The following is a 25,124-nucleotide window of genomic DNA, read 5'->3' as shown; positions in this document are numbered from 1 at the left end:
ACGATGACAGCACCTATTATCAACGGGAAACAGGTATCAGAAGAAATTCGCAGCCAGATTCGCATTGAAGTAGAAGAGCTTAAAGGAAAGGGAGTCCAGCCAGGTCTTGCCGTCGTGCTTGTCGGGGAAGATCCGGCCTCCCAGGTTTACGTCCGCAATAAAGAGAAGGCCTGCGTAGATCTTGGCTTTTATTCCGAGGTTCATCGCCTTCCGGCCTCTACGACCCAGGAAGAACTGCTTGTGCTGATTGACAAACTGAATGGACAAGCCAGCATCCATGGCATTTTGGTTCAGCTGCCGCTTCCTTCCCATATCCATGAGAAATCGGTGATCGACGCCATTTCGGTAGAGAAGGATGTCGACGGGTTCCACCCGGTTAATGTAGGCAATTTAGTGATCGGGGACGACAGCCTGCTGCCTTGTACACCGGCTGGAGTTATCGAGCTGATTAAACGTGCGGGCATTGAAATCAGCGGCAAACATGCCGTTGTCATCGGCCGCAGCAACATTGTCGGCAAACCGGTTTCCCTGCTGCTGCAGCGTGAGAATGCCACAGTTACGATGTGCCATTCCCGCACAGCGAATATGAAAGAACTGACCAAACAGGCGGATATCGTCGTGGTGGCGATCGGCCGCGCCAATTTTGTGGATGCTTCCTACATTAAACCGGGTGCGGTTGTCATCGACGTCGGCATGAACCGTTTGGAGAACGGCAAGCTGGCCGGGGACGTCGATTTTGCAAGCGTGCAGGAGGTTTCCGGTCCTATTACGCCGGTTCCTGGCGGGGTAGGTCCGATGACGATTACGATGCTGATGAAAAATACGCTGATCGCCGCCAAAAGGCTGAACGGTTTGACGGTTTGATTGGATGCCGAAAGGTGTCCGGCAGCCTGATAAAGGAGGCTTTGCTGTGGAACAGCGCATTTATTCCATCAAGGAACTAAACCGGTATATTCGGATGAAAATGGAAAGCGATCCGCTTTTGTCCGAGGTATGGGTCCGCGGGGAAATTTCCAACTTCACGCATCATTCCAGCGGACATATGTATTTCACACTTAAGGATGCGGACAGCCGGATTAAAAGCATCATGTTCGCTTCGCATAACCAGAGGCTGCCTTTCATTCCGAAGGAAGGCTCACGGGTGATTGCCAGAGGCAATGTGTCGGTGTTTGAACGGGATGGACAATATCAATTTTATGCCACGCATATGCAGCCGGACGGAATTGGCAGCTTATATCTGGCTTATGAGCAGCTGAAGAAGAAGCTGGGGCAGGAAGGTCTGTTTGAAGCTTCGATCAAGAAGGCAATCCCGAAATTTCCGCGCAGCATCGGTGTGGTAACCTCGCCAACGGGTGCGGCGGTGCGCGATATTATGATTACGCTGCAGAGAAGGTATCCGCAGGCGCATATTGTCCTCTATCCCGTGCTGGTGCAGGGGAAAGGCGCAGCGCCCTCGATCGTCAAGGCCATCCGCGAGCTGAACCGCATGGGCGAGGCGGATGTACTCATTGTGGGCCGCGGCGGCGGCTCGCTTGAAGAGCTGTGGGCCTTCAACGAAGAGATCGTAGCCAGAGCGATCCATGATTCGGCGATCCCGATTATTTCGGCCGTCGGGCACGAAACGGACTTTACGATCGCCGACTTTGTGGCCGACCTGCGGGCGGCCACGCCGACAGCTGCGGCCGAGCTTGCGGTGCCGCATATCGCGGATTTGAAGGAGCTGCTGCGCCAGCTCCAGCGTTCGCTGCGGCAGGGGCTGCAGCACAAGGCGTCCCGCGAGCGCGAGCGCCTCGCGCGCCTGCAAAGGTCGCCGGCGCTGACGCAGCCGCGCCGCCAGGTGCTTCAGCATGTCCAGCGGCTGGACATGCTGAAGCACCGGCTGTCCCGCACGATGGACAGCCGGGTCAAGCTGACAGCCGGCCGCTACGGGCGGCTGCATGAAACGCTGCTGCGCTTCCATCCGCAGGCGCAGCTGAACCAGGCTTCAGCCCGCGAGGATGAGCTGACCCGCCGGCTGAAGCAAAGCATGGCTGCGCTGCTCAAAGAGCGCTCCGCTGCACTTGGCGGCGCGATCAGGCAGCTCGATGCGCTGAGTCCGCTCAAGGTGATGAGCCGCGGCTACAGCCTTGTCTATGATGAGCAGGAACAAAAGCTGATCAAATCGATCAACCAGGTGCAGCCGGGCGATCAGGTGAAGATCAAAATCACCGACGGGGTGCTTGACTGCCAGGTTTGGGGCATAAAGCCGGAAGGAGAAGAGCATGGAAGAACAGAAACAGGAACTGAGTTTTGAAGAGGCCATGAGCGAACTGGAGGCGATTGTCTCCCAGCTGGAGCATGGGGATGTGCCGCTTGAGAAAGCGATTGATCTGTTCCAGCAGGGGATGAAGCTGTCCCAGCTCTGCGGTCAGAAATTGGAGCAGGTGGAACGGAAGATCGAAATGATTGTTGAGGTTGACGGAGCCGCCGTGAAGAAACCCTACAGTGAAAACGGCGGAGGAAGCGGTGATTTTGCTTGAGTCGTCCGTCTTTTGAGCAATATATGGAGCAAGTTTGCGGTCAGGTGAATACCGCTCTTGAAAGCTTTTTGCCCGGTGATTGGCAGGTTCCCGGCACGCTTAAAGAGGCTATGCAATATTCGCTGACGGCCGGGGGAAAAAGATTGCGTCCGCTGCTGGTAATTGCCGCAGCCGAAAGCCTTGGCGGAAGCCGGGAGGCGGCCATGCCGGTCGCATGTGCAGTGGAGATGATTCATACCTACTCCCTCATTCATGATGATCTTCCGGCTATGGACAACGATGATTTCAGACGGGGCAAACCAACCAATCACAAGGTGTTTGGAGAGGCAGCGGCCATATTGGCCGGGGACGGCCTGCTGACCCATGCTTTTTACAGTGTGGCCCAGGCCTCCCGCAGATACCATGTGCCGGCCGAACAAACCTTGGCTATCGTGGAGGAATTGTCCCGTTATGCCGGTCCTTGCGGCATGGTGGGGGGACAAGCTGCGGATATGGAAGCGGAGCAAGGGGTTACGGATCTGGATGGACTCCGGTATATCCATGAACATAAAACCGGCGATCTGATCGTATTCGCCTTAAAGGCCGGCGGCAGAATCGCTTCGGCATCTCCGCGCCAGCTTGATGCGCTAGAGCGGTTTGGCCGCAATATCGGGTTTGCCTTTCAGATTCAAGACGATATTCTGGATCTGGTCGGGGACGAAGCCAAGCTTGGGAAGAGTACGCAAAGCGATGTCAAGATGGAGAAGGTCACCTATCCTTATTTTGCCGGACTTGAGGCTTCCCGTGCGGAAGTGGCCAGATTAACCGCAGAGGCGAAAGGTGCTCTGGAGGATGGCGGGATTCCGGATCCGGCCCGTTTGTTTGAAATATCAGACTTCCTGCTGAAACGCGACCATTAACCGAACTGAATCCGGTGATGATCCCTAACGGCAGATGGATGACGGCAAATAAGCGCTTGCTTTTCATTATTGTCCCTTGCAGGACAAGCAGCGCAAAATTTGCCGTTATTTCTGTTAAAACGACTTTTATGTTATAATTGGGAACACTAACAATAGAATGTTATTTAAACAAAGGAAAGCGGGGAATTCAAATGCTGCTTTCGCAAATCAACGGGCCTGAGGATCTCAAACAGTTGTCCGTCGATGAGCTTGCATCGCTGGCGGCGGAGATCCGTCAGTTTCTGATTGAGAAGCTTTCCGTCACCGGCGGCCATCTGGCTTCCAACTTGGGCGTGGTGGAACTGACGCTGGCGCTTCATTACCGCTATAACAGCCCCACGGACAAATTTATTTATGATGTCGGTCATCAGGCGTACGTACATAAAATGCTGACCGGCAGAATGGACCAATTTGATACGCTTCGCAAATTAAATGGCTTATGCGGCTTTGTTAAACGGCGGGAAAGCGAACACGATGTCTGGGAAGCCGGGCACAGCAGCACTTCTTTGTCTGCAGCAATGGGCATGGCGCTGGCTCGAGATCTGAAGGGCGAGAATTTTAAGGTCGTTCCGATTATCGGTGATGGAGCACTGACGGGAGGCATGGCTTTTGAAGCCTTGAATCACATCGGCCATGAGAAAAAGAAGCTGATGGTTATTCTGAACGACAACGAGATGTCTATAGCCCCCAACGTTGGGGCGCTGCACAATTATTTGTCGCGGATTCGTTCGGACCGCACCTATTTGCGTGCCAAAGATGAAATTGAAATTCTGCTGCGAAAAATTCCGGCCATTGGCGGCAAACTCGCCAAGACGGCTGAGAAAGTCAAGGACAGCCTCAAATATATGATGGTTCCCGGCATTTTGTTCGAGGAGCTTGGCTTTACCTATTTGGGACCCGTAGACGGTCATGATATCCAGAAGCTGCTGGAGACATTTAAGCAGGCCGATAACGTAGAGGGGCCTGTACTTGTTCATGTCTTAACAACCAAAGGCAAAGGCTACAAGCCTGCTGAAGCAGATTCTTATAAATGGCACGGCATCTCGCCGTACAAAATTGAATCCGGCCAAGTGCTCAAAGCTGTAGGCAATCCGATGTACACGGAGGTTTTCGGGCAGACTCTAATTGAACTGGCCGAGCAGGACGAACGGATTGTGGCGGTAACGCCGGCCATGCCGGGCGGCTCCGGTCTTATTCCTTTCTCGGAAAGGTTTCCGGACCGGATGATTGATGTAGGTATTGCCGAGCAGCATGCAGCCACGATGTGCGCAGCGCTTGCAATGGAAGGCATGAAGCCCGTATATGCGGTATATTCGACTTTTATGCAGCGGGCTTATGACCAGATCGTTCACGATATATGCCGGCATAACGCAAACGTCATGTTTGCGATTGACCGGGCCGGCTTCGTCGGCGCGGACGGAGAAACACATCAGGGGGCCTACGACATTGCCTTCATGCGCCATATTCCTAACCTTGTCATGATGATGCCGAAGGATGAGAATGAGCTTCGCCATATGATGAAGACGGCGCTTGACTATAATGACGGCCCGATTGCTTACCGTTATCCTCGCGTGAACGGAACCGGCGTTAAACTGGACGAGGAGCTGGTTTCGATTCCGATCGGCAGCTGGCAGAAGCTTCGTGAGGGCGAAGGCATCGCGATTGCGGCGATCGGACCTATGGTTCAGGTGGCCGAAGAGGCTGCCGATCAACTGAAATCGGCAGGGATCAAAGTAACCGTAATCAACGCCCGCTTCCTCAAACCGCTGGATTCGGCCATGCTGCTCGAAGTGGTGAAGTCCCACGGAACGATGCTGGTGCTGGAAGAAGCAAGCCAAGCCGGCAGTCTGGGCAGCGCGATTCTGGAGTTTTACGCTGAGCATGAAATCACCGGGATCGACATCAAGCTGATGGGCATTCCCGACCGGTTTATTGAGCACGGCAGCATCAAGGAACAGCGCGAGCAGGTCGGTTTGACGGTTGAAGCGGTTGTACAGAAGGTTCAGCAGGCCAAAGCCGAGCAAGCTTTTGCTTATGGTAAAAAAACGCTGCCTTCTTGATTTTTTAGATTAAAGGGTTTAAAGCTTAAACATACAGACAGGAGAACTACATGTCAGGTTCAGGGACCAAAGAACGGGTAGACGTGCTGCTCGTCGAACAGGGCTTTTTTGAAAGCCGGGAGAAAGCCAAGACCGCTATTATGGCCGGATTGGTATACGATGAACATGGCCGTGTGGAGAAGGCAGGCACCAAACTTCCGCGCACAGCTGTGCTTAAAGTGAAGGGGGCCGTTCACCCTTATGTTAGCCGGGGAGGCCTGAAGCTGGAGAAAGCGATCAAACAATTCGAGATCCCGCTTCATGACCGGATTATGCTGGACATAGGCTCCTCAACTGGCGGATTCACTGACTGTGCGCTGCAGCATGGAGCTTCTTATGTGTACGCGATTGACGTGGGATACAATCAGCTGGACTGGAGTCTTCGTAATGATGAGCGTGTCAACGTCAAAGAGCGGACTAATTTCCGTTACATGACGCCGGAGGATCTCGACGGGCCTGAGCCCGATTTTGCGAGCATAGACGTTTCGTTCATATCGCTGCGCATTATTTTGCCTCCGCTCAAACAGCTGTTGAAACGGCCGGCGGATGTTGTTGCCTTAATTAAACCTCAGTTTGAAGCAGGCAGGGAAAAGGTGGGCAAATCCGGAGTAGTCAGGGATGCCAAGGTGCATGAGGAAGTTCTGATGCACGTCTTGTCCTTTGCCGAGGAGCTCGGCTTTCAGATCAAAGGGCTCACTTTCTCTCCGATTACAGGCGGGGAAGGAAATATCGAGTTTCTGGCTCACCTGGGTCTGGAGCCGGAAGGCGCAAGCGCCTTGCAGGAACCGTATTCCTGGACGGAGACGGCCAAGGAAATTGTTGCTCGGGCTTCAAAGACCTTCCGCTCAGCGCCTGGGCATTCATCAGCAAATTAAATACGACGTGCTTGGAAAGCTTCCGAGAGTTTATAGCTCCCGGGAGCTTTTTGCTCGAATTTGTGTGTTTTGAACGGGAAGAGGCTTGATTTGCGAACGTTTGTTTGTTTATAATAAAGGCAATCAAAGGGAAAGCGGGGTGCGGATGTGGACGCAGGCTCGGATAAATGGCTAATGATCGTGATGGTATTGGTTATTCTATTCCTGCTTTGGAGAACTTTTTCTTCCTGGCTGTCCCGTCCCGCCCCCTTTAAACCGGGACATGGGTTTGAAATCAATGATCAGTTCGAACGAACGGCTGCCGTTGAATTGCTGGAGCGCAGCGGCTATGAAGTGGTAAGCGGCAAACTGAAGGTGCCTCTTACGTTTGATTGCGATGGCGAACGGCTGTACAGCCGGCTGTATATAGATTATGTAGTTAGCAAGGATGGGGCATACTATGTCGTTAAGGAAGCACGAGACAGGCAGCCCATGGATTGGACAGGCAGCGGCGTACGAAAGGCTTTGCTTCCGTTTTTGCTGCTCTATCCGGATTGTGAAGGAATGTTATATATAAACGGCGAAATGAATGAAATTCGCAAGATTCGTCTGGCGAACGAAGAAGAGTATTAGCCAAATAGGCAGTTGGAGGAATTACATGAAAGGGCTACGTCATATCAAAATACGCGAAATTATTACCCAGCAGGACATTGAAACTCAAGATGAATTGGTCGATTCGTTAAGAAAGGCTGGTTTTCAGGTTACGCAGGCAACCGTATCTAGGGATATTAAGGAGCTGCTGCTGATCAAAGTTCCGACAGATGATGGACGGTATAAATATTCAATGCCGACCGATCAGCGCTATAACCCTGTGCAGAAGCTGAAGCGGGCTTTGGTGGACAGTTTTGTTCACATTGATTACACCGGGAATCTGGTTGTCATGAAGTGTTTGCCGGGAACGGCCAATTCGGTGTGCGTTCTGCTGGATAATATGGAGTGGTCGGAAATTATGGGGACCATTTGCGGAGACGACACGATGCTGATCATCTGCCGGACGGAAGAGAACAGCAGCTGGGTAGTTAATCAAATTATGAGCTATATTTCCTGATAACAGGATTTTGGGAGGGTTTGGCGTGCTATTTTCATTATCCATCCGTAATCTGGCCGTTGTGGAGGCCGTGGACATTACCTTTGACCGGGGATTTCTTGTCCTGACAGGAGAGACCGGTGCCGGTAAATCAATTATTATTGATGCTTTAGGTTTAATCGCCGGTGCCCGGGGCTCCGCGGACTTGATCCGTTACGGCTGTGATAAAGCAGAGATGGAAGCAGCCTTCGACCTACCTCCAGAACATCCGGTATGGGTGAAAATGAAGGAATTCGGATTAAGCGGCGATGCAGGAGAACTGCTGATTATCCGGCGGGATATCAGCCTGCAGGGGAAAAGCACGGCCCGCATTAATGGACAGCTGGTCAATTTGACCATGCTCCGTGAAATCGGTGAACGATTGATTAATATTCATGGTCAGCATGAACACCAGACCTTGCTGCGACCCGAACGTCATCTGGAATTGCTTGATGCTTACGGAAGTTCTTTGATCGGTCCTCTTAAATCCGATTATCAGGAAACCTATGTCGAATTTATCAAAACCAACCGGGAATATAATGAACTGCGCAGCACCAGCCAGAAGATGCTGCAAATGCTGGATATGTACCGATTCCAGCTGGAAGAAATCGCAGCAGCCAAATTAACGGTCGGAGAAGATGAATGGCTGGCCGAAGAAAAGCTTAAACTATCCCATAGCGAGAAAATGATGGATGCGGTATCCGGCGCTTATGAACAGTTATATGGCCAGCAGGGAATTGATGTAATTGCTACTGCAATTTCCAGGCTGGAGGATATTGCTTCTTATGACAGCAAAAAAATCGGCCCCATTGTCGAGCAGCTTCAAAATGCTTATTACCAGCTGGAAGATGCCGCCTTTGGGCTTCGGGATTACCGGGATACGCTCGAGTTTAATCCTGAGCGGCTCAGGGAAGTTGAAGACCGTTTGGATGATATTTCTTCGTTGCGCCGCAAATATGGGGATTCCATTGAGTCCATATTAAGTTATTACGAGAAGATCCGTCAGGAGACGGATACTCTTGAGAATAAGGACGAAATCCTGGAGCAGCTGGAAGAGAAGAGAGCGGTTTTGCTCGAACAGCTTATGTCTAGAGCCGAAGCTTTAAGTCAGGCTCGGAAATCCTGCGCTGCTGATTTGGCTTTGCAAATTGAAGGGGAACTCAAGGATCTTCAGATGCAGCGGACATCCTTAAAGGTTGAAATGGGAATGATGGAGGACCCGTCCGGTGTAGAATGGCAGGGCCGACGGATCAGGTTGACCAAACAAGGGATGGATACGGCCGAATTCCTGATTTCTCCCAACCCAGGAGAACCGCTGCGACCGCTTGGCAAGATTGCATCCGGCGGTGAATTGTCGAGAATGATGCTGGCGCTCAAAAGTGTGTTTGCCCGTCATGACCAGGTCCCTGTCCTGATCTTTGATGAAGTGGACACGGGGGTTAGCGGGCGTGCGGCACAATCTATAGCAGAGAAGCTGTACAAGCTTTCTGCAACCTGTCAGGTTTTCTCGATTACCCACCTGCCGCAGGTAGCTTGCATGGCCGATAATCAGTTCTTAATTGAGAAGACGGTTACGGACGGAAGAACCATGACTACGGTTGAACCGCTTAGTCAGGAAGGCAGGGTGAAGGAGCTGGCGCGCATGCTCGGCGGAGTGGAGATTACGGAGAAAACGTTGCATCATGCTCAGGAAATGCTCAATTTGGCTGAGGCGCAAAAGGGTATTTTTTAATGTAAGGAACAATGATTAACAGTAATAAAAGATCAGGCCGGGGGTATCTTATAGTTACGCGATTGGCGACCACCTTTTCGTCAGGCGAAAGAAGCAGAGGGAGCGTGACAGCCATTGAACCGTAACCTAAAGCAAAGGATTCTCGGTCTTTTTGTTGCTTTCTTTTTATGTTTAATCGGTACCACCGCAGCCGCCAAATACCCGCTCTTAACCAGTGAGCTGCGCATGTTCGAAGGGCAGGCCGCCCAGGTCTCGATGGATCTGCCGGTACAAACCCAGGCATCTGTTAGCCGTCCTGGTGTCGTAGCAATGGACGGCATAACTTCTCTTCAAGCCAATGTTGAACCTGGACATTCCTTGCGCCTTACCTCTTTAACCGCAGGGGCTGCTGATTTGAAGCTGAAGTTATTTGGCAAGCTGCCGTACAAAACGGTTAAAGTAAAAGTTGTACCTGACCTGAAAGTCATACCAGGAGGGCAAACCATTGGGGTGAAGGTCAAGTCGGATGGTATTCTGGTTGTCGGTCATCATCAGATTACGGAAAGCCAAGGCAAGATTTCGCCGGGAGAAATTGCCGGACTTAAGCTTGGCGATTTGATTACCCACCTGAACGGCATTAAATTGACGGATGCCAAAGAAGTGTCCCCAATTGTAGAGAAGGCTGGGAAAAGCAAGAAACCGCTTGAAGTGACCTTTAAACGGGGTAATGAAGTCAAGACTACACAATTGACGCCCGGCTTTGATGCCAAAGACAAAGTCTGGCGGCTGGGACTTTATATTCGTGATTCTGCCGCTGGTGTAGGAACCTTAACCTTTTACGCCCCAAAACAAGGCGTCTACGGAGCCTTGGGACATGTAATTACCGACATGAATACCCAAACTCCAATTGTAGTCGGCAGCGGCCAAGTGATCCAATCCAGCGTTACTTCGATCTCCAAAAGCGAAAACGGGGAACCTGGAGAGAAGCGGGCCATTTTTGTAAAAGAAGGTAAACAGCTTGGAACCATTGAACGCAATACCAATTTCGGGATCTTCGGGAAAATGGACAAAAATCCGGATCACAGCTTGTATGGACAGCCGGTTCCCGTCGCTTTTGCCGAAGAGGTCAAAGAAGGCCCTGCCGAAATCTTGACCGTAGTAAACGGACAGCAGGTTGAACGTTTTAAAGTGGAAGTGGTTCATGTTGCCAAACAGCATACCCCCGAAACTAAAGGCATGGTGATCCGGATTACCGATCCGAAGCTGATCAACAAAACGGGTGGTATTGTTCAGGGCATGAGCGGAAGTCCGATTATGCAGAACGGAAAGCTCATTGGAGCCGTTACGCATGTCTTCGTCAATGACCCCAAATCCGGTTACGGGTGTTTTATAGAATGGATGCTCAAAGACGCCGGAATCTCGATTTCTCCCAACACTGACAGCAATCTTAAGGTGGGTTAACCCCTTAAGATTGTTTTGCATTATGTCGAAACTGAGCGAAAAAAACAGAAATGTTGTAAATAAATTATTAATTATAGCCTAGCCAAGAAAAAAAATAAAGAAAAATAATTTTCGACAGAAGGGATTCCAACCTCTGTGTCGAAATTGTTATTCCTGAGGGAAAAAACTACCAGAAATATTCACACATACTAAGGAGGAATAAGGTCTTGCAGAAGATAGAGGTATTGTTGGCGGATGATAATCGGGAATTCACGAATTTATTGGCGGAATACATTTCCGAACAGGAGGATATGGTCGTCTCCGGTATTGCTTACAATGGTGAAGAAGTTCTTCAAGCTATCGAACAAGGCGGAAAGCTGCCTGATGTGTTGATTTTGGACATCATTATGCCTCATCTTGATGGACTAGGCGTTCTCGAACGTCTGCGTGAAATGAATCTAAACCCGCAGCCGAAGATTATTATGCTGACTGCTTTCGGTCAAGAGAACATTACGCAGCGTGCGGTTCAGCTTGGTGCTTCTTATTACATTCTCAAACCGTTTGACATGGATGTTCTGGCCAGCCGGATTCGGCAGCTTGTTAATGTTCAGGCTCTGGCCTCCGGTAGTGCACCTGCTTCTTCGTTGTTTGTGAAATCCAATAATGTAGTTCCGATTGCTAAAGGCAAGAATTTGGATGCGAACATTACGTCGATCATTCATGAAATCGGCGTACCGGCACATATTAAAGGTTACCAATACCTGCGTGAAGCCATTACGATGGTTTACAATAACATCGAGATTCTTGGGGCTATTACCAAGACGCTGTATCCAGCTATCGCTGAGAAATTCAAAACAACCCCTTCCCGGGTTGAACGTGCCATCCGTCATGCCATCGAGGTGGCCTGGACACGCGGCAACATCGACAGCATCAGCCACCTGTTCGGCTATACGATCAATATCAGCAAATCAAAGCCGACCAACAGCGAATTTATCGCCATGGTCGCCGACAAGCTGAGAATTGAGCATAAGGTGTCGTGAAAGGGTAAGGAGGATTGAATCGTCGGCCGAATCCAGCGATTTGGCCAATGAAACCAGCCAACATACTTATTAATAGCACAGCAAGTACCACGGCCATTGGACGGAGTGTGCCATTCAATGGATCGTGGTATTTTTTGTGTTGAAAACAAGCAAGAAGATCTTCCTTGAGATAATGTCATAGGAATGTAAGAAGGAGGTTTGTATATTTGTCTAAAATAATTCATAATAATGTTAAAAAGCCTGCCTTATACAGAGCGCCTTGTCGCTTTTAGGACTCAGGAAGGGGAGTTTTGATTTCTTTCTGAAAGTATAGTACAGTATCTGATGATTAAAGGAGGCTAGCAACAATTGAACAAACAAAATGATACGCTTTACATCATGACTTACACCTTGAACAGCGGTATCAAAGGAACCGTTCCTTTGTCGCCTGATCAAATCAAGATTTGGATGGAATGTTACAAGAACGGCGTTAAATTTGTAACCGAAATCGGACAGGAATTTTTTGGCTTGAATCCGGAGCTGGTTGCCGATTTCAAGGTACATAACAAGTATTCCAGCTATCAGGAAACGATTATGCCGGTTTCTCAAGGGCAGCACTCCAACTTGAACCAGCAGCAGCTTTCCAGCGCGTACAAGAAAAGTGAACTATTAATAAAAGTAGATTGCAAATGCGGAGCCTCTTATGTGACCCACTCGCCGCTGAAGCGAACTAAATGGTATTGTAATGAATGTAATGAAATCGTCTTTTTGGATATGAAAAAAGGATTGGTTGATACGCCGAAAGGTCCGGCTCATTATATGACTAACAAATATTTCGTAGAGCGTGATTCTGTCACCCCTGCCAAGGAACAGGGCAACTGATGAAGCCGCCCCATAAGAAAACGCCTTGTCCCATTTGAAGCTGGAGCAAGGCGTTTTTGCGTATTTTTGTGTAGGACAGATCTCCAAGCCTTCCCTTTGAATTAACGGGTTATTTTCGTCCACCGGGTTTAATGATTTTTGAGAATCCCGTAACCGCACAATAAATTCCCGCTGCGACAAACAAAGCCGTTGCCCAAGGATAAGCCTGAACAAAAGGTACAAACGTAAAGAACACAACAGCCGCCACAAAACGCAAAATCATATCATATTTCATACTAAACGACTCCCAGCACCTAGCCCCTAACTTGTGTTGCTTATGATTCAGGGGAAATGATATTTGTAATCCCATAACGGATTATATAATTAACCGTATTGACTGGCAAATTCAACTCTAGGATTCAGTCGGGAGCGTTCCTTGTTCTGCGAAAACGAGATTGTCAGGCAGGGTTATGGTAAAATAACGAGGTTAATACTTCAGGAAAAGCCTGGAGCCTATCCTAAAGAAGGCAGAGAAGGTGCAGAAATGACAGGCATGAACGGATCAAATATTCAATCTCAACCTTTTAAGCAGGAAGAACTTGATTCTTCTGTAGACAAGCTGCTGGCTGGCCATCCCGAATGGGATGAAGCCGCCCGAGAGCTGATCATACAGCTGCATTCGGATGTACAAGCTCTTACGGCCGAGAACAAAAGACTGCGGAAAGCGTTGCTGGCCCAGCGGGCTAAAGGCCCTAAGATGTCGACTAAACTTCGGGATGCGCTTTACGAATAGGAGACTTGTTCAAAACACTAAACTTAATCCATTGGAGGAGACCAACATGTCCATTACTTGTGACGTAGCCGTTCTAGGAGGAGGAACGGGAGGATACATAGCAGCGATCCGTGCTGCGCAGTTAGGGAAAGAAGTGGTTGTGGTGGAGCAGGACAAGCTGGGCGGGACCTGTCTGCATAAAGGCTGTATCCCAAGCAAAAGCTTGCTGCGGAGCGCAGAGCTGTTCGCCCAGATGAAGGACAGCGAAAGCTACGGCATTGAGACGCAGGGCGTTGCTTTGGCATTTCCCAAGGTGCAGGCCCGTAAAGCGGCAGTCGTGGAGCAGCTGTACAAAGGGGTACAATACCTGATGAAGAAACATAAGATCAAGGTTATTCAAGGCCGCGGCCGTATTATCGGTCCGTCCATCTTTTCTCCAAAGAGTGGAGCGCTCGCTGTCGAGCTGGCGGACGGAGAGATGGAGACAATCGTGCCAACTAACCTGATTATCGCCACAGGGTCCCGTCCGCGGATTCTTCCGGGAATGGAGCCCGACGGCCAATATGTGCTGAGCAGCGACGAAGCGCTGGAGATGTCGGCGCTGCCGGCCTCCATTCTTATCGTCGGCGGCGGTGTAATTGGCGTAGAGTGGGCGTCGATGCTGCATGACTTTGGAGTCCAGGTTACCGTCGTTGAAGCAGCGCCGCAGCTGCTGCCGAATGAAGATCAGGACGTAGCCAAAGAGCTGAAGCGTCTGTTTGAACGCCGGGGCATTAAGGTGCTGACCGGAGCCAAAATCAAGCCGGATACCCTGCAGAAAGATAATGGAGCTGTCACCATCCAGGCGGACATGGGTGGGAAAGAAATGGAGCTTGCCGCCGAAAAGCTGCTGTTGTCCATTGGCCGCCAGGCAAACGTAGAAGGCATTGGTCTGGAAAATACCGATATAGCGGTTAAAGACGGCTTTATTCGGGTTAATGAGCAAATGCAGACAACCGAACCCCATATTTATGCGATTGGCGACTGCATCGGCGGACTTCAGCTGGCTCATGCGGCCAGCCATGAAGGCGTCACTGCAGCTGAACACCTGGCTGGAGAGCCTTCCCGCGTCAAATCTAATGCTCTGCACACGCCTCGCTGCGTATATACCCGGCCAGAGGCAGCTTCTGTCGGCATGACAGAGCAAAATGCTAAAGACAAAGGCTTTAAAGTGAAGGTTGGCAAATTTCCTTTCTCGGCTATCGGCAAAGCGCTGGTCTATGGAGAGAAAGATGGTTTTGTTAAAATGATTGCTGATGCTGAAACCGGAGATCTTCTTGGTGTCCATATGATTGGCCCGCATGTGACGGATTTGATCAGCGAAGCTGCACTTGCCCAGGTTCTGGACGCCACGCCGTGGGAAATCGGGCATACGGTGCATGCACATCCTACGCTTGCGGAGATTTTGGGCGAAGCTGCTCTTGCGGTGGACGGGCTTTCTCTCGGGATGTAATAACGGGAATGTAAAGGGAAGAGAAGTAATATTTTCTTTTTGCGGAAAAAGCGATTATAATAGAGTTACCCCAAGTCTTAGTACCAGGTTTTAGAACTTGGATACTAATCTTGAAATGGGAAATCTTTGGCGGACTGTGCGGCTTCTTTGAAGAGGTCCTCAGGCTTTAATGCCAATAAGAAATGGAGGCAACTCCCTAATGAATGCTAAATCAGCTTTGGAGCAAAAACCTAAACATGAGCAGCTTGGGCTTTCCGATCAGAAAGCCGTGGAAATGTACAAATATATGCTGCTCGCACGCAAATACGACGAACGGATTTTGCTGCTGCAGCGGGCGGGGAAAATCAACTTCCACGTCTCCGGGATCGGACAGGAAGTGGCGCAGGTCGCTTCGGCGTTTGCCCTGGACCGGGAACAGGATTATTTCCTGCCTTATTACCGGGATTACGGTTTTGTTTTGTCAGTCGGCATGACGCTTAAGGAGCTGATGTTATGCGCTTTTGCGAAAGCCGAGGACCCAAACAGCGGCGGACGGCAGATGCCGGGCCATTTCGGTTCCAAGAAGCTGCGTATCGTCACAGGCTCAAGTCCGGTGACCACACAGGTTCCGCACGCCGTCGGCGTAGCGCTGGCCGCCAAAATGCAAAAGAAAAAGCTCGTGTCGTTTGTGACCTTCGGTGAAGGCTCCAGCAACCAGGGGGACTTCCACGAAGGCTGCAATTTTGCTGGTGTGCATAAGCTTCCTGTCATCATCATGTGTGAGAACAACCAATATGCGATTTCGGTGCCGATTCACAAGCAGCTGGCCGGCAAAGTAAGCGACCGTGCGCTCGGCTACGGCTTTCCGGGCCTGCGGGTAGACGGCAATGACGCGCTTGAGGTTTACCGGGTGGTGAAGGAAGCGAGAGAACGTGCGCTGCGCGGCGAGGGACCTACTTTGATTGAAGCGATGATGTACCGGCTCTCTCCACATTCGACTTCCGATAACGATCTTGCTTACCGAACTAAAGAAGAAGTTGAGGAATACCGCCAGAAAGACGGCATCCCGAAATTCAAGCAGTACCTGATCGAATGCGGTTTATGGTCGGAAGAGCAAGAGGAAGCTTATGTGAAAGAGCTGTCCGAACAGTTAAAAGAAGCGATCGACTATGCGGATCGGGCTCCTTTCCCTAAACCGGAAGATACGCTGCTGCATGTGTATGCCGATGAGAGGGAGGAATAAGAGATGCCGGTAATGGAATATATCGACGCCATCCGTTTGGCGATGAAAGAGGAAATGGAACGTGATGAGCGGGTGTTTGTGCTTGGGGAAGACGTTGGCGTAAAAGGCGGCGTGTTCACCACCACCAAAGGCCTGCAGGAGCAGTTTGGCGAAGACCGGGTCATGGATACGCCTTTGTCAGAATCGGCCATTGCCGGTGTTGCCATCGGTGCGGCTATGTATGGCATGAGACCGATCGCTGAAATGCAGTATTCGGATTTTATGCTGCCTGCGACAAACCAGATTATCAGTGAAGCGGCCAAAATCCGCTACCGCTCCAACAATGACTGGAGCTGTCCGGTCGTTGTTCGTGCGCCAATCGGCGGCGGCATCTTTGGCGGTTTGTACCATTCCCAATGTCCCGAGTCCATCTTCTTCGGCACGCCGGGCTTAAAGATCGTGGCGCCTTATTCGGCTTATGATGCCAAAGGTCTGCTGAAGGCTGCGGTCCGTGATGCGGATCCGGTGCTTTTTTTCGAGAACAAGAAGTGCTACAAGCTGATCAAAGAGGATGTGCCTGAAGACGATTATATCGTCGAAATCGGGAAAGCCAACGTGCTTCGCGAAGGCGACGACATTACCGTAATCGGCTATAGTCTGCCGCTTCATTTCGCCATGCAGGCTGCGGAAGAGCTCGAGGCCGAGCAGGGGATTACCGCGCATATTCTCGATCTGCGCACCATCCAGCCGCTTGACCGTGAAGCGATTATCGCTGCCGCCCGCCGTACGGGCAAGGTGCTGATCGTGCATGAAGATAACAAAACAGGCGGGGTTGGCGGCGAGGTGGCTGCTATTATTGCAGAGGAGTGTCTGTTTGAGCTTGACGCCCCGATTAGACGGCTGTGCGGCCCGGACGTTCCGGCGATGCCGATCAGTCCTCCTATGGAGAAGTTCTTTATGTTAAGCAAAGATAAAGTGAAAGAGGCCATGCTCGAGCTTGCCTTGTATTAATCTCAACAGCCGCCTTCTGGCGGCTGTGATCGTATATCGCCATAGAGTGGCGGCAGAACGTTATTTTATATTTGAAAGAATAGCTGTTTAAAATCGTTAAACTAGACCCAGTGCAGCCCGCCGGAACCATCAAAACACCGGAGATCCTGAGCTGCAGACAGGAGTGTGTTATTTATGCCATCAACCCAACCGTTAATCGAAGTGGTTATGCCCCAGCTTGCCGAATCCCTCGTTTCAGCTACGATCGGCAAATGGCTGAAAAAGCCGGGCGACCGTGTGGAAGCCTATGAGCCGATTTGTGAAGTCATCACGGATAAGGTAAATGCCGAAATTCCTTCCACCATTGAAGGAGTAATGGGCGAGCTTCGCGCTTCCGAAGGACAAACCGTTGCTGTAGGCGAAGTGATTTGTGTGATTGAAACTGCCGATGAGGCAGTGGAAGCCGGAGCTGCTGCCGGAAACATTCAGGCTCAAACAAACGCGGGCTCTTCTTCAAATGCAGGAGCCGGCAGCGCGCAGGTGCAGGGCGCTGCCGCTGAGCAAACAGGATTCGCTGCCTCATCCGGGGATCAAAGCCAGCGCGCACGTTATTCTCCTGCGGTTCAAACCTTAGCCGCCGAGCATGGCATTGATTTGCAGCAGGTGGCTGGTACCGGCATGGGCGGCCGGATTACGCGCAAAGACGTGCTTGCATCCATCGAGCGCGGAGGTGCCGGCGGCGCTTCCCAAGCGAAGCAGGAACCTATGGCGCATGTCAGCCAGGCTGCGGCTCCAGCCGCACAGCAAACGCCGGTTCAGCAAACACCAGCTGCTGTTCAGCCTGGAATTCCGGTTCAGGCCGCTTCCGAACCTGTTCGTCATTCGGGGCTCCATCTGACCGAGACGCCGCGGATTCCTAAGATTGAGGTCGAAGGCCCTCAGTCCGAATATTTTATTGATGTAACGCCTATTCGCAACACGATCGCCACAAGAATGCGTCAAAGCGTATCGGAAATCCCGCATGGCTGGATGATGATCGAAGTGGACGTTACCAATCTGGTGCACCTGCGCAATAAGCTGAAAGAAGAGTTCTACCGCAAAGAAGGCATTAATTTGACATATCTGGCTTTCCTGCTTAAGGCGGTCGTCAATGCCATCAAAGATTATCCGATTATGAACTCCGTCTGGGCGGTGGATAAAATCATCGTCAAACGGGACATTAATATCTCGCTCGCTGTTGGCACAGAGGATTCCGTGATGACCCCGGTCATTAAGAAAGCCGATCAGAAGAACATTGCCGGTCTTGCCCGCGAGGTGGAAGAGCTGGCTCGCAAAACACGCGAAGGCAAGCTGAAGCTGGACGATATGCAGGGCGGTACTTTTACCGTGAACAATACCGGTTCATTTGGTTCGATCCTGTCGCAGCCGATCATCAACTATCCGCAGGCGGCCATCCTTACCTTTGAATCAATCGTCAAAAAGCCGGTTGTCATCAACGACATGATCGCGGTCCGCTCCATGGCCAATTTGTGTTTGTCGCTGGACCACCGGATTCTGGACGGCGTTATCTGCGGACGGTTTATGCAGCGGGTGAAAGACAATCTGGAGAGCATGACGCTGGAGAATACAAAGCTGTATTAATTAAAGAGGTTCGAGGTCTGATTCAGAGGTTTGGAATCGGAGCTTGGCAGAGGAAAACAAGCGGAGCGCAGCCACCCGGGCCGGGATGGCACGCTCCGCTTGCTTCTAATCAAAAATAAAGGGTTCAATCAGCGCCATCAGCGCAGAACCGACCATGGCTATCAGCATGACATAAACAACAATTCTCATGGCTTTTTTTTGGCATGCGGCGGTACTCCTTATGTTTTATAATGAAAGACAACTCGGGTAGCCATCTGGCGTGTCCTTCTTTAATCGTAAATAAGAAAGCGGGGAAAGTAAAGTGATTAACCAAAAGCGACTGATCGAGCAGTTTCTTGAACTGGTTCAGGTAGACAGTGAAACGGGACAGGAACGCGAAATGGCCGACCTGCTCACACGTAAGTTTGAACAGCTTGGACTTCGGGTGGTGGAAGACGATACCCAGGCAGCTACCGGTCACGGTGCGGGTAATCTGATTGCTACGCTGGCAGAGAACGGAGTTGCGGGGGCAGATCCGATCTTTTTCACCTGCCATATGGATACCGTAATGCCGGGCAAAGGCATCAAACCGGTGATCACCGAAGACGGCTGGATTCGCAGTGACGGCACTACCATCCTTGGCTCAGACGACAAAGCGGGCCTGGCTGCGCTTCTGGAAGTGATTCAGGCTCTGAAGGAAAATAACGTGCCGCATGGTCAAATCCAGTTTGTCATTACGGTTGGCGAGGAATCGGGACTGGTTGGCGCCAGAGCGATGGATCCCAAACTTCTGGACGCCAAATTCGGTTATGCTCTTGATTCGAACGGCGAGGTCGGTTCGATTTGTATCGCGGCTCCTACACAAGCCAAGCTGGAGATCGAAATTTACGGCCGCTCCGCACATGCCGGAGTCAATCCGGAAGATGGAATCAGCGCGATTCAAGTGGCCGGCAAGGCGATTTCCCGGATGAACCTGGGACGGATCGACAATGAAACGACGGCCAATATCGGCAAATTTGAGGGCGGCGGCGCTACCAACATTGTGCCTGATTATGTGAAGCTGTATGCTGAAGCCCGCAGCGTCGTTCAGGAGAAGGTCGAGAAGCAGCTCGCGGACATGAAGGAAGCCGTTGTATCGGCCTGCCGGGATTACGGAGCGCGCGGCGAAGTGCACAGCCGGATTGTGTACCCGGCCTACCGCTACGATGACAGCGACGCAGTGGTTCAGCTGGCGAAGAAAGCGGCAGGCGAGCTGGGTTTGTCCGGGCGGACGTTTGCTTCCGGAGGCGGCAGCGACGCCAACGTATTTAACGGACATGGCATTCCTACGGTAAATTTGGCGGTTGGTTACGAACATATCCATACGACTTCTGAGCAAATCAAAGCCGAGGACATCGGCAAAGCAGCGCGGTTTGTTCTGGAGATCATCAGGCAGGCGGCCAATCCCTCTTAAGTTTAGCCCAAGTAATGAGCCAAGTAATGAGTCAGCCGGTTTTGCAGTTCAGAAAACGGCGTCAGCCCGCGCCGAATCAGGCGTGGGCTTTTAGTTTATTTATAGATAATTCTCAAAGAAGGCAGGAGCAAGCGCCTTTTCCCGGTCCGTTATTTGGGTGCTGGTCCGGAGCTGGTTAACGACGTTGTTTGCCCGTTTGCCCGATCCAGTCCTTCAGCAGCATGCCGGGTTCCGCCTCGCGCTGCCATCGTTTGAGAAAGTGACGGATCTGCCAAGCTTTTCCCGACAAACGGATTTGATCTTCAGACCAGTAGCTTTTCATAGGTTAGACTCCTTTTGTTCAAGTTATAGTAAGACCATATGAGGCTGCTGGACAAGTTATGCCGACCTGATCTTCCTATGTCTTCTGTATGGACCAGGAAGCGTGAAAATATAAGGGATACCGGCATCTGAATTAAGAAAATATATCATTCTAAGGAGACCTAAATATGAATCCGACTTCATCCAAACATTTAAAAGAAAAATGGATATCGACCGAACCGATCTTCCAGGGCAAGGTGATTAACGTCCAGGTGGATACCGTTGAACTGCCTGACGGATCACAGGGGAAACGTGAAATCGTCAAACATCCGGGAGCGGTTGCTGTGCTCGCTGTTCATGAAGGCAAACTGCTGCTGGTGGATCAATACCGTCAGGCGATGGGCCGCTGTGAGCTCGAAATTCCGGCGGGCAAGCTGGAGAAGGGAGAAGATCCGATGGAGGCGGCCAGACGCGAGCTGCAGGAAGAAACCGGATTCCGCTGCGGAAGCATCCGGCTGCTGCATTCGTTTTATACCTCGCCGGGATTCGCTGATGAAATCATTCATCTTTATGCGGCCGAGGATCTGACCGCAGGTGAAGTTTCGCCGGATGAAGACGAGTTTCTGGAAATTTACCAGGTGACGCTGGAAGAAGCTCAGCAATACATAGCCGAGGGGCGTATTGCCGACGCCAAAACGCTGCTGGCCGTTTATATGTGGCAGTTCGGTGCAGCGGGCGGGGCCAGGGAATGCTGATGAAACAAGCGGAACAAACGCTTAAACCTTATTATGCGGATCTGCATATTCACATTGGCCGTACGAACAGCGGCAGGCCGGTCAAAATTTCCGGCAGCCGGAATTTGACCTTTGCAGGCATCGCCAGGGAAGCGGCCGAACGAAAAGGCATTCATCTCGTCGGCATCATTGATTGCCATGTACCTGGGGTCCAGGAGGATATCAAGGCCAGCCTCGCCAGCGGGGAGATGGAGGAGCTGGAGGGCGGAGGAATCCGCTACAAGGAAACGACCATTCTGCTGGGCAGCGAAATCGAAATCCGCGAGCCCGGACAAGGCGCTGCCCATGTTGCTGGTCTATTTGCCAAGTTTGGCAGATATGGCTTTGCTTACGGAGTGGCTGTCCAAACGGATGAAGAACCTGACGCTCAGCACGCAGCGCCTTCATGCTCCGGCCAGAAGCCTGCAGGAAGAAGTGTTTCGTCTGGGGGGCATTCTCATTCCCGCCCATATCTTTACACCCCATAAAAGCATTTACGGCAGCGCTGCCGACCGGATGTCGGAGGTGCTGGATCTTTCCCTGATTGATGCGGTCGAGCTTGGACTTAGCGCGGATTCGGAAATGGCGGGCTGGATCAGCGAACTGGACCGGTTTACATTTCTGACGAACTCCGATGCCCATTCTCTCGGCAAAATCGGCAGGGAATACAATCAGCTGCTGATGCGCAAGCCAACTTTTGACGAATTCAAGAAGGTCATCCGCGGAGAGGGAGGCCGCCGGGTTCTGGTGAACTTCGGCTTGAATCCCCGTCTGGGCAAATACCACCGTACGTTCTGCGCGAACTGCGGAGAGGTGCTGGATGAAGCGGAGGATGCGGTTACCCGCTGCCTTTATTGCGGCAGTCCCAAAATTGTAAGAGGAGTGCTGGACCGGATCCGTTCGATTGCGGACCGCGAGCAGCCGCATCTGCCGCCGTACAGGCCTCCTTACCGATACCAGATTCCGCTTGAATTTATCCCGGGGCTGGGCCCGCGGAAGCTTGATGCGCTGATCGCCTCCTTTGGCAATGAAATGAACATTCTGCATCAGGTGCCTGAGCAGGAGCTTGCAGTTATAGCGGGTGCAGGGCCCGCGGCAATTATTGCCGAGGCCCGCCTGGGGAATGTCCGGCTTCAAGCGGGCGGAGGAGGCACGTACGGGAAAGTGCTGGGGAACGGAGACAGCGGAGACGGGCAGCCCTGATTGCTGATCTTGGGCCTAAGGCCCGATTCAGACAAATGGCGTTTTCCCTGAAACATGGTCTAGCTTGTCTGCTTCTCTCATATTCTGTTTACTAGCAGAGTGTGGAGAAGGAGGGGAAGGCAGATGTTTCAAATGATCCATCGTACGTTAAAAGACCAGACACCGCTGTACGCCTTCGTTGCAGTGCTGCTGCTGATGGGCGTGGTATTCGGCGCTCTCATGGTCAATGCGCTGACCCTGGACCAGCAGCAGGATATTTCCCGTTATCTCGGCAATTTCTTTCTTAACCTGGATCCGTCCTCGGTGGACGGTAAAGCTTCATTTTGGTCTATCGCCATGCTCCAACTGAAATGGGTCGGTTTGATCTGGCTGTTCGGCTTGTCCGTCATCGGTTTGCCCGGCATCCTGATTCTTGACTTCCTGAAAGGGGTTCTGATCGGCTTTACGGTCGGCTGCATGGTAGGCCAGTTCAGCTGGAAAGGTTTGCTGCTGGCTTTGGTATCTGTAGCGCCTCATAATCTGATCGTAATTCCCGTACTGCTCGTCAGCAGTGTGGCGGCGGTCAAATTTTCGATTGGCATGATCCGCAGCCGCGTATTCCTTAGCAGGCCGGGAGGGATAACCGAACCCTTTCTGTCTTATACCGGGATGATCGTTTCGATGGCGGTGATCCTGCTTGGCGTTGCCTGTTTCGAAACCTGGATTTCTCCGGTTCTGATGGGCTGGGTTGCCCCGATGCTTGAACCGGTTTGATCCTTATACCGTGCTAGCAAAATGTTTGACTTATCGCGCATCCTCCCCCTATAATGAAAAGAGCGATCATTAAAAACATAGGTTCGGCTTTTCCGAGGGGGAGGGGTAGTATGGAAGCACGGATCGACAAAATTAAACAGCAGCTGCAATCCCACGGATACAAGCTGACGCCCCAGAGGGAAGCCACGGTAAGGGTTCTGTTGGAGAACGAAGACGATCATCTAAGTGCCGAAGATGTCTTTATGCTTGTCAAGGACAAGGCTCCGGAAATCGGCTTGGCTACCGTGTACCGTACCCTTGAACTGCTTAGCGAACTTCATGTTGTGGAGAAAATCAACTTTGGAGACGGAGTTGCCCGTTACGATCTGCGTACGGACACCTCGAAACATCACCATCATCATCTGATATGCGTTCAGTGCGGGGCTATGGATGAAATCCGGGAGGACTGGCTGGGACCTTTGGAGGAACGGCTGGAACGTGAGTTCAACTTCACGGTGCTGGATCACCGTCTTGATTTCCACGGCATTTGTCACCGCTGCAAGAAGAAAGAACAGGACAAGAAGAACGATGAAGGGAATTCATCTCAATCTTCATAATGGATAGCCGCAGATCAAGCTCTCACGGTTAAGGCCGAGGGAGCTTTTTTGAGTCAGGGGGCTTCTTAGTGCCGAAAGTTTCCCTTCATACATAAACGTTCCCGACTGCTTGTATACTCTAATACAGCCTTTCTATCAAAGGACGGCAAAATAGGGTAAGAAAGAGGGAGAGTATGGTTATTTCTGTTCGAAAGTGGCTAAAGGCACTGCGTTTCTTCCTTCTATTCTGTATGCTTGTTTATGTATTCAGCAAGCTGTTCGGAATTTTTGAACATTGGCTGAATCCGGGAGATCCTTATCGTTATCCCGAAGGGTCTGCGGTGAAAGCCGGCAGTATGCAGGTTCACCAGGAAGAGCAGGAGGATATGCTGGAACGGCTGAAGCTATTTTATAGGCTAGGGGAATAAGGGCCTAAAGAAGAGAGGAGTCGACACCGCATGGAGGAATGGATCAACGCTTTTATTTGCGATCTCGAAGAGCGTAAAGGACTGACGGAGGCCACCCTGACTTCTTACAGGAGAGATTTGGAGCAGTTTGCCGGTTATCTCGCCGAACGGGAGATCGAAACGCCAGACCTGGTGACAAGAGGCGTTATGGCGCAATATTTTGTGATGCTGAAAGACCAGGGCAAAGCGTCCTCTACTGTGACGAGGGCTTCCGTCTCGCTGCGGGCTTTCTTCAAGCATCTGCTGCGTGAATCGCAGATTCGCCAGGATCCTTTCCTTCATCTGGAGTCGCCGAAAGCAGCGCGCAAGGCGCCTGCTCCTCTTTCGCTGCAGGAGACGATGGCTCTCCTCGATATGCCGGATACCTCCACGCTGCTCGGACTGCGGGATAAGGCGATGCTGGAGCTTCTGTATGCCACGGGGATTCGGGTGTCCGAGCTGATTTGCCTAAATCGTCAGGATATTGACGTGAGGCTCAGGTTTGTCCGCTGCGGCGAAGGGACGAGCCATGAAAGGATCGTACCGTTTGCGGCCAGCACCGGAGAGTGGCTGGAACGTTATTTGACGGAGGCGAGACAAGCCCTGCTTCATGATCAGCAGGAGGAAGAAGCGCTGTTTCCGAACCGCTTAGGCGGCAGGATTACCCGTCAGGGATTCTGGAAGACAATCAAGAAGTACGGACAAGCTGCCGGCATTCAGGCGGAAATAACGCCGCATACGCTGAGGTCGTCTTTTGCTTCGCATCTGTTAAACGGCGGGGCCGATCTGAGGACCGTGCAGGAGCTGATGGGCCATGCCGACATTTCATCTACGCAGGCTTATTTGAATCGGTCGGGCACCAATATCAAAGCCGTCTACGACAAGTTCCATCCGAGGGCGGCCGGGGCTGACGTTCAGTCCGAAGGCTGAATGGTTTGCCAATTCACAGGGATAACTATAGCTGATCGTAATTTGTTTT

Annotated in this window: 26 protein-coding genes and 1 pseudogene; 24 read left to right on the top strand and 3 right to left on the bottom strand. The window is 51.5% G+C overall.

The window, feature by feature from the left end; all coding sequences use genetic code 11:
• Window positions 1–3 precede the first annotated feature (3 nt).
• The 12 genes from folD to AWM70_RS10155 all read left to right on the top strand — a co-directional run bounded on the left by folD (window position 4) and on the right by AWM70_RS10155 (window position 12,588).
• Window positions 4–864 (top strand): bifunctional methylenetetrahydrofolate dehydrogenase/methenyltetrahydrofolate cyclohydrolase FolD, encoded by an 861-nt coding sequence (folD, locus tag AWM70_RS10210; protein ID WP_068696070.1) that lies wholly within the window; start codon window positions 4–6, stop codon window positions 862–864.
• Window positions 865–868: 4 nt separating this feature from the next.
• A complete protein-coding gene (gene xseA / locus AWM70_RS10205) occupies window positions 869–2,293 on the top strand; it encodes an exodeoxyribonuclease VII large subunit (RefSeq protein WP_068696068.1) in 1,425 nt (474 codons plus the stop codon).
• Window positions 2,262–2,519, top strand: coding sequence for an exodeoxyribonuclease VII small subunit (gene xseB, locus AWM70_RS10200; RefSeq protein WP_068696066.1), 258 nt, complete (start codon window positions 2,262–2,264; stop codon window positions 2,517–2,519). Before xseA ends, xseB begins: the two co-directional genes overlap by 32 nt.
• Before the next feature lie 23 nt (window positions 2,520–2,542).
• The gene (locus tag AWM70_RS10195) at window positions 2,543–3,418 is read left to right on the top strand and encodes a polyprenyl synthetase family protein (RefSeq protein WP_068700555.1); all 876 of its coding nucleotides are present in this window, start codon (window positions 2,543–2,545) and stop codon (window positions 3,416–3,418) included.
• A gap of 191 nt (window positions 3,419–3,609) precedes the next feature.
• The gene (dxs, locus tag AWM70_RS10190; protein ID WP_068696064.1) at window positions 3,610–5,517 is read left to right on the top strand and encodes a 1-deoxy-D-xylulose-5-phosphate synthase; all 1,908 of its coding nucleotides are present in this window, start codon (window positions 3,610–3,612) and stop codon (window positions 5,515–5,517) included.
• Window positions 5,518–5,567: 50 nt separating this feature from the next.
• Window positions 5,568–6,431 carry a TlyA family RNA methyltransferase gene (locus AWM70_RS10185; RefSeq protein ID WP_068696062.1) on the top strand — a complete coding sequence of 288 codons (864 nt, stop codon included), beginning with the start codon at window positions 5,568–5,570 and terminating at the stop codon, window positions 6,429–6,431.
• A gap of 147 nt (window positions 6,432–6,578) precedes the next feature.
• Entirely contained in the window at window positions 6,579–7,043 is a 465-nt protein-coding gene (locus tag AWM70_RS10180) for a hypothetical protein (protein WP_083180227.1), read from the top strand.
• Between the two features lie 25 nt (window positions 7,044–7,068).
• On the top strand, window positions 7,069–7,518 hold the full coding sequence (gene ahrC / locus AWM70_RS10175; protein WP_068696061.1) for a transcriptional regulator AhrC/ArgR: 450 nt from the start codon (window positions 7,069–7,071) through the stop codon (window positions 7,516–7,518).
• A gap of 25 nt (window positions 7,519–7,543) precedes the next feature.
• Window positions 7,544–9,268, top strand: a complete 1,725-nt coding sequence (gene recN / locus AWM70_RS10170) for a DNA repair protein RecN (protein WP_068696059.1) — start codon at window positions 7,544–7,546, stop codon at window positions 9,266–9,268.
• 114 nt (window positions 9,269–9,382) lie between these two features.
• Window positions 9,383–10,708, top strand: coding sequence for a SpoIVB peptidase (spoIVB, locus tag AWM70_RS10165; RefSeq protein ID WP_068696057.1), 1,326 nt, complete (start codon window positions 9,383–9,385; stop codon window positions 10,706–10,708).
• Between the two features lie 206 nt (window positions 10,709–10,914).
• Entirely contained in the window at window positions 10,915–11,727 is an 813-nt protein-coding gene (spo0A, locus tag AWM70_RS10160; protein WP_068696055.1) for a sporulation transcription factor Spo0A, read from the top strand.
• A 378-nt stretch (window positions 11,728–12,105) separates the two neighbouring features.
• The gene (locus AWM70_RS10155) at window positions 12,106–12,588 is read left to right on the top strand and encodes a hypothetical protein (RefSeq protein ID WP_068700551.1); all 483 of its coding nucleotides are present in this window, start codon (window positions 12,106–12,108) and stop codon (window positions 12,586–12,588) included.
• Between the two features lie 109 nt (window positions 12,589–12,697).
• Here AWM70_RS10155 and AWM70_RS23450 read toward each other — a convergent pair whose 3' ends face one another.
• Window positions 12,698–12,862, bottom strand: coding sequence for a hypothetical protein (locus tag AWM70_RS23450; RefSeq protein WP_169823427.1), 165 nt, complete (start codon window positions 12,860–12,862; stop codon window positions 12,698–12,700).
• A gap of 258 nt (window positions 12,863–13,120) precedes the next feature.
• Here AWM70_RS23450 and AWM70_RS10150 point away from each other — a divergent pair, with 258 nt between their 5' ends.
• From AWM70_RS10150 to AWM70_RS10130, 5 genes are all read left to right on the top strand, one after another.
• On the top strand, window positions 13,121–13,360 hold the full coding sequence (locus AWM70_RS10150) for a hypothetical protein (RefSeq protein ID WP_169823426.1): 240 nt from the start codon (window positions 13,121–13,123) through the stop codon (window positions 13,358–13,360).
• A 46-nt stretch (window positions 13,361–13,406) separates the two neighbouring features.
• Window positions 13,407–14,831 carry a dihydrolipoyl dehydrogenase gene (lpdA, locus tag AWM70_RS10145; protein ID WP_068696053.1) on the top strand — a complete coding sequence of 475 codons (1,425 nt, stop codon included), beginning with the start codon at window positions 13,407–13,409 and terminating at the stop codon, window positions 14,829–14,831.
• 199 nt (window positions 14,832–15,030) lie between these two features.
• Complete coding sequence (locus AWM70_RS10140) at window positions 15,031–16,053, top strand: thiamine pyrophosphate-dependent dehydrogenase E1 component subunit alpha (RefSeq protein ID WP_068696051.1); 1,023 nt, start codon at window positions 15,031–15,033, stop codon at window positions 16,051–16,053.
• A gap of 3 nt (window positions 16,054–16,056) precedes the next feature.
• Complete coding sequence (locus AWM70_RS10135) at window positions 16,057–17,043, top strand: alpha-ketoacid dehydrogenase subunit beta (RefSeq protein WP_068696049.1); 987 nt, start codon at window positions 16,057–16,059, stop codon at window positions 17,041–17,043.
• A gap of 174 nt (window positions 17,044–17,217) precedes the next feature.
• Window positions 17,218–18,663, top strand: coding sequence for a dihydrolipoamide acetyltransferase family protein (locus tag AWM70_RS10130; RefSeq protein ID WP_068696047.1), 1,446 nt, complete (start codon window positions 17,218–17,220; stop codon window positions 18,661–18,663).
• A gap of 105 nt (window positions 18,664–18,768) precedes the next feature.
• Here AWM70_RS10130 and AWM70_RS23250 read toward each other — a convergent pair whose 3' ends face one another.
• On the bottom strand, window positions 18,769–18,831 hold the full coding sequence (locus tag AWM70_RS23250) for a hypothetical protein (RefSeq protein ID WP_237167912.1): 63 nt from the start codon (window positions 18,829–18,831) through the stop codon (window positions 18,769–18,771).
• Between the two features lie 133 nt (window positions 18,832–18,964).
• Between AWM70_RS23250 and AWM70_RS10125 the strand changes: the two genes are divergently transcribed.
• Entirely contained in the window at window positions 18,965–20,095 is a 1,131-nt protein-coding gene (locus AWM70_RS10125) for a M20/M25/M40 family metallo-hydrolase (protein WP_068696045.1), read from the top strand.
• A gap of 175 nt (window positions 20,096–20,270) precedes the next feature.
• Here the strand turns inward: AWM70_RS10125 and mciZ are convergent, their stop codons facing one another.
• Window positions 20,271–20,417, bottom strand: coding sequence for a Z-ring formation inhibitor MciZ (gene mciZ, locus AWM70_RS22710; RefSeq protein ID WP_083180226.1), 147 nt, complete (start codon window positions 20,415–20,417; stop codon window positions 20,271–20,273).
• 166 nt (window positions 20,418–20,583) lie between these two features.
• On the opposite strand from mciZ, the gene AWM70_RS10120 reads away from it, so the two are divergent.
• The 6 genes and pseudogenes from AWM70_RS10120 to AWM70_RS10095 all read left to right on the top strand — a co-directional run bounded on the left by AWM70_RS10120 (window position 20,584) and on the right by AWM70_RS10095 (window position 25,075).
• Window positions 20,584–21,150 (top strand): NUDIX hydrolase, encoded by a 567-nt coding sequence (locus AWM70_RS10120; RefSeq protein WP_068696043.1) that lies wholly within the window; start codon window positions 20,584–20,586, stop codon window positions 21,148–21,150.
• A pseudogene (locus AWM70_RS10115) lies at window positions 21,150–22,371 on the top strand (endonuclease Q family protein). The gene AWM70_RS10120 and the pseudogene AWM70_RS10115 overlap by 1 nt, the downstream one beginning before the upstream one ends.
• Window positions 22,372–22,494: 123 nt before the next feature.
• Complete coding sequence (gene spoIIM, locus AWM70_RS10110) at window positions 22,495–23,124, top strand: stage II sporulation protein M (RefSeq protein WP_083180225.1); 630 nt, start codon at window positions 22,495–22,497, stop codon at window positions 23,122–23,124.
• 110 nt (window positions 23,125–23,234) lie between these two features.
• Complete coding sequence (gene fur, locus AWM70_RS10105; RefSeq protein ID WP_068696041.1) at window positions 23,235–23,720, top strand: ferric iron uptake transcriptional regulator; 486 nt, start codon at window positions 23,235–23,237, stop codon at window positions 23,718–23,720.
• A 173-nt stretch (window positions 23,721–23,893) separates the two neighbouring features.
• A complete protein-coding gene (locus tag AWM70_RS10100) occupies window positions 23,894–24,127 on the top strand; it encodes a DUF4227 family protein (RefSeq protein ID WP_068696039.1) in 234 nt (77 codons plus the stop codon).
• Between the two features lie 30 nt (window positions 24,128–24,157).
• The gene (locus AWM70_RS10095) at window positions 24,158–25,075 is read left to right on the top strand and encodes a tyrosine recombinase (RefSeq protein WP_068696037.1); all 918 of its coding nucleotides are present in this window, start codon (window positions 24,158–24,160) and stop codon (window positions 25,073–25,075) included.
• The last annotated feature ends 49 nt before the right edge of the window (window positions 25,076–25,124 follow it).

Source organism: Paenibacillus yonginensis (assembly GCF_001685395.1).
In the GTDB taxonomy this organism is placed as follows: Bacteria; Bacillota; Bacilli; order Paenibacillales; family Paenibacillaceae; genus Fontibacillus; species Fontibacillus yonginensis.
Note: the sequence above shows the minus strand (reverse complement) of the source record. Positions and strands in the feature narration are given on the sequence as shown.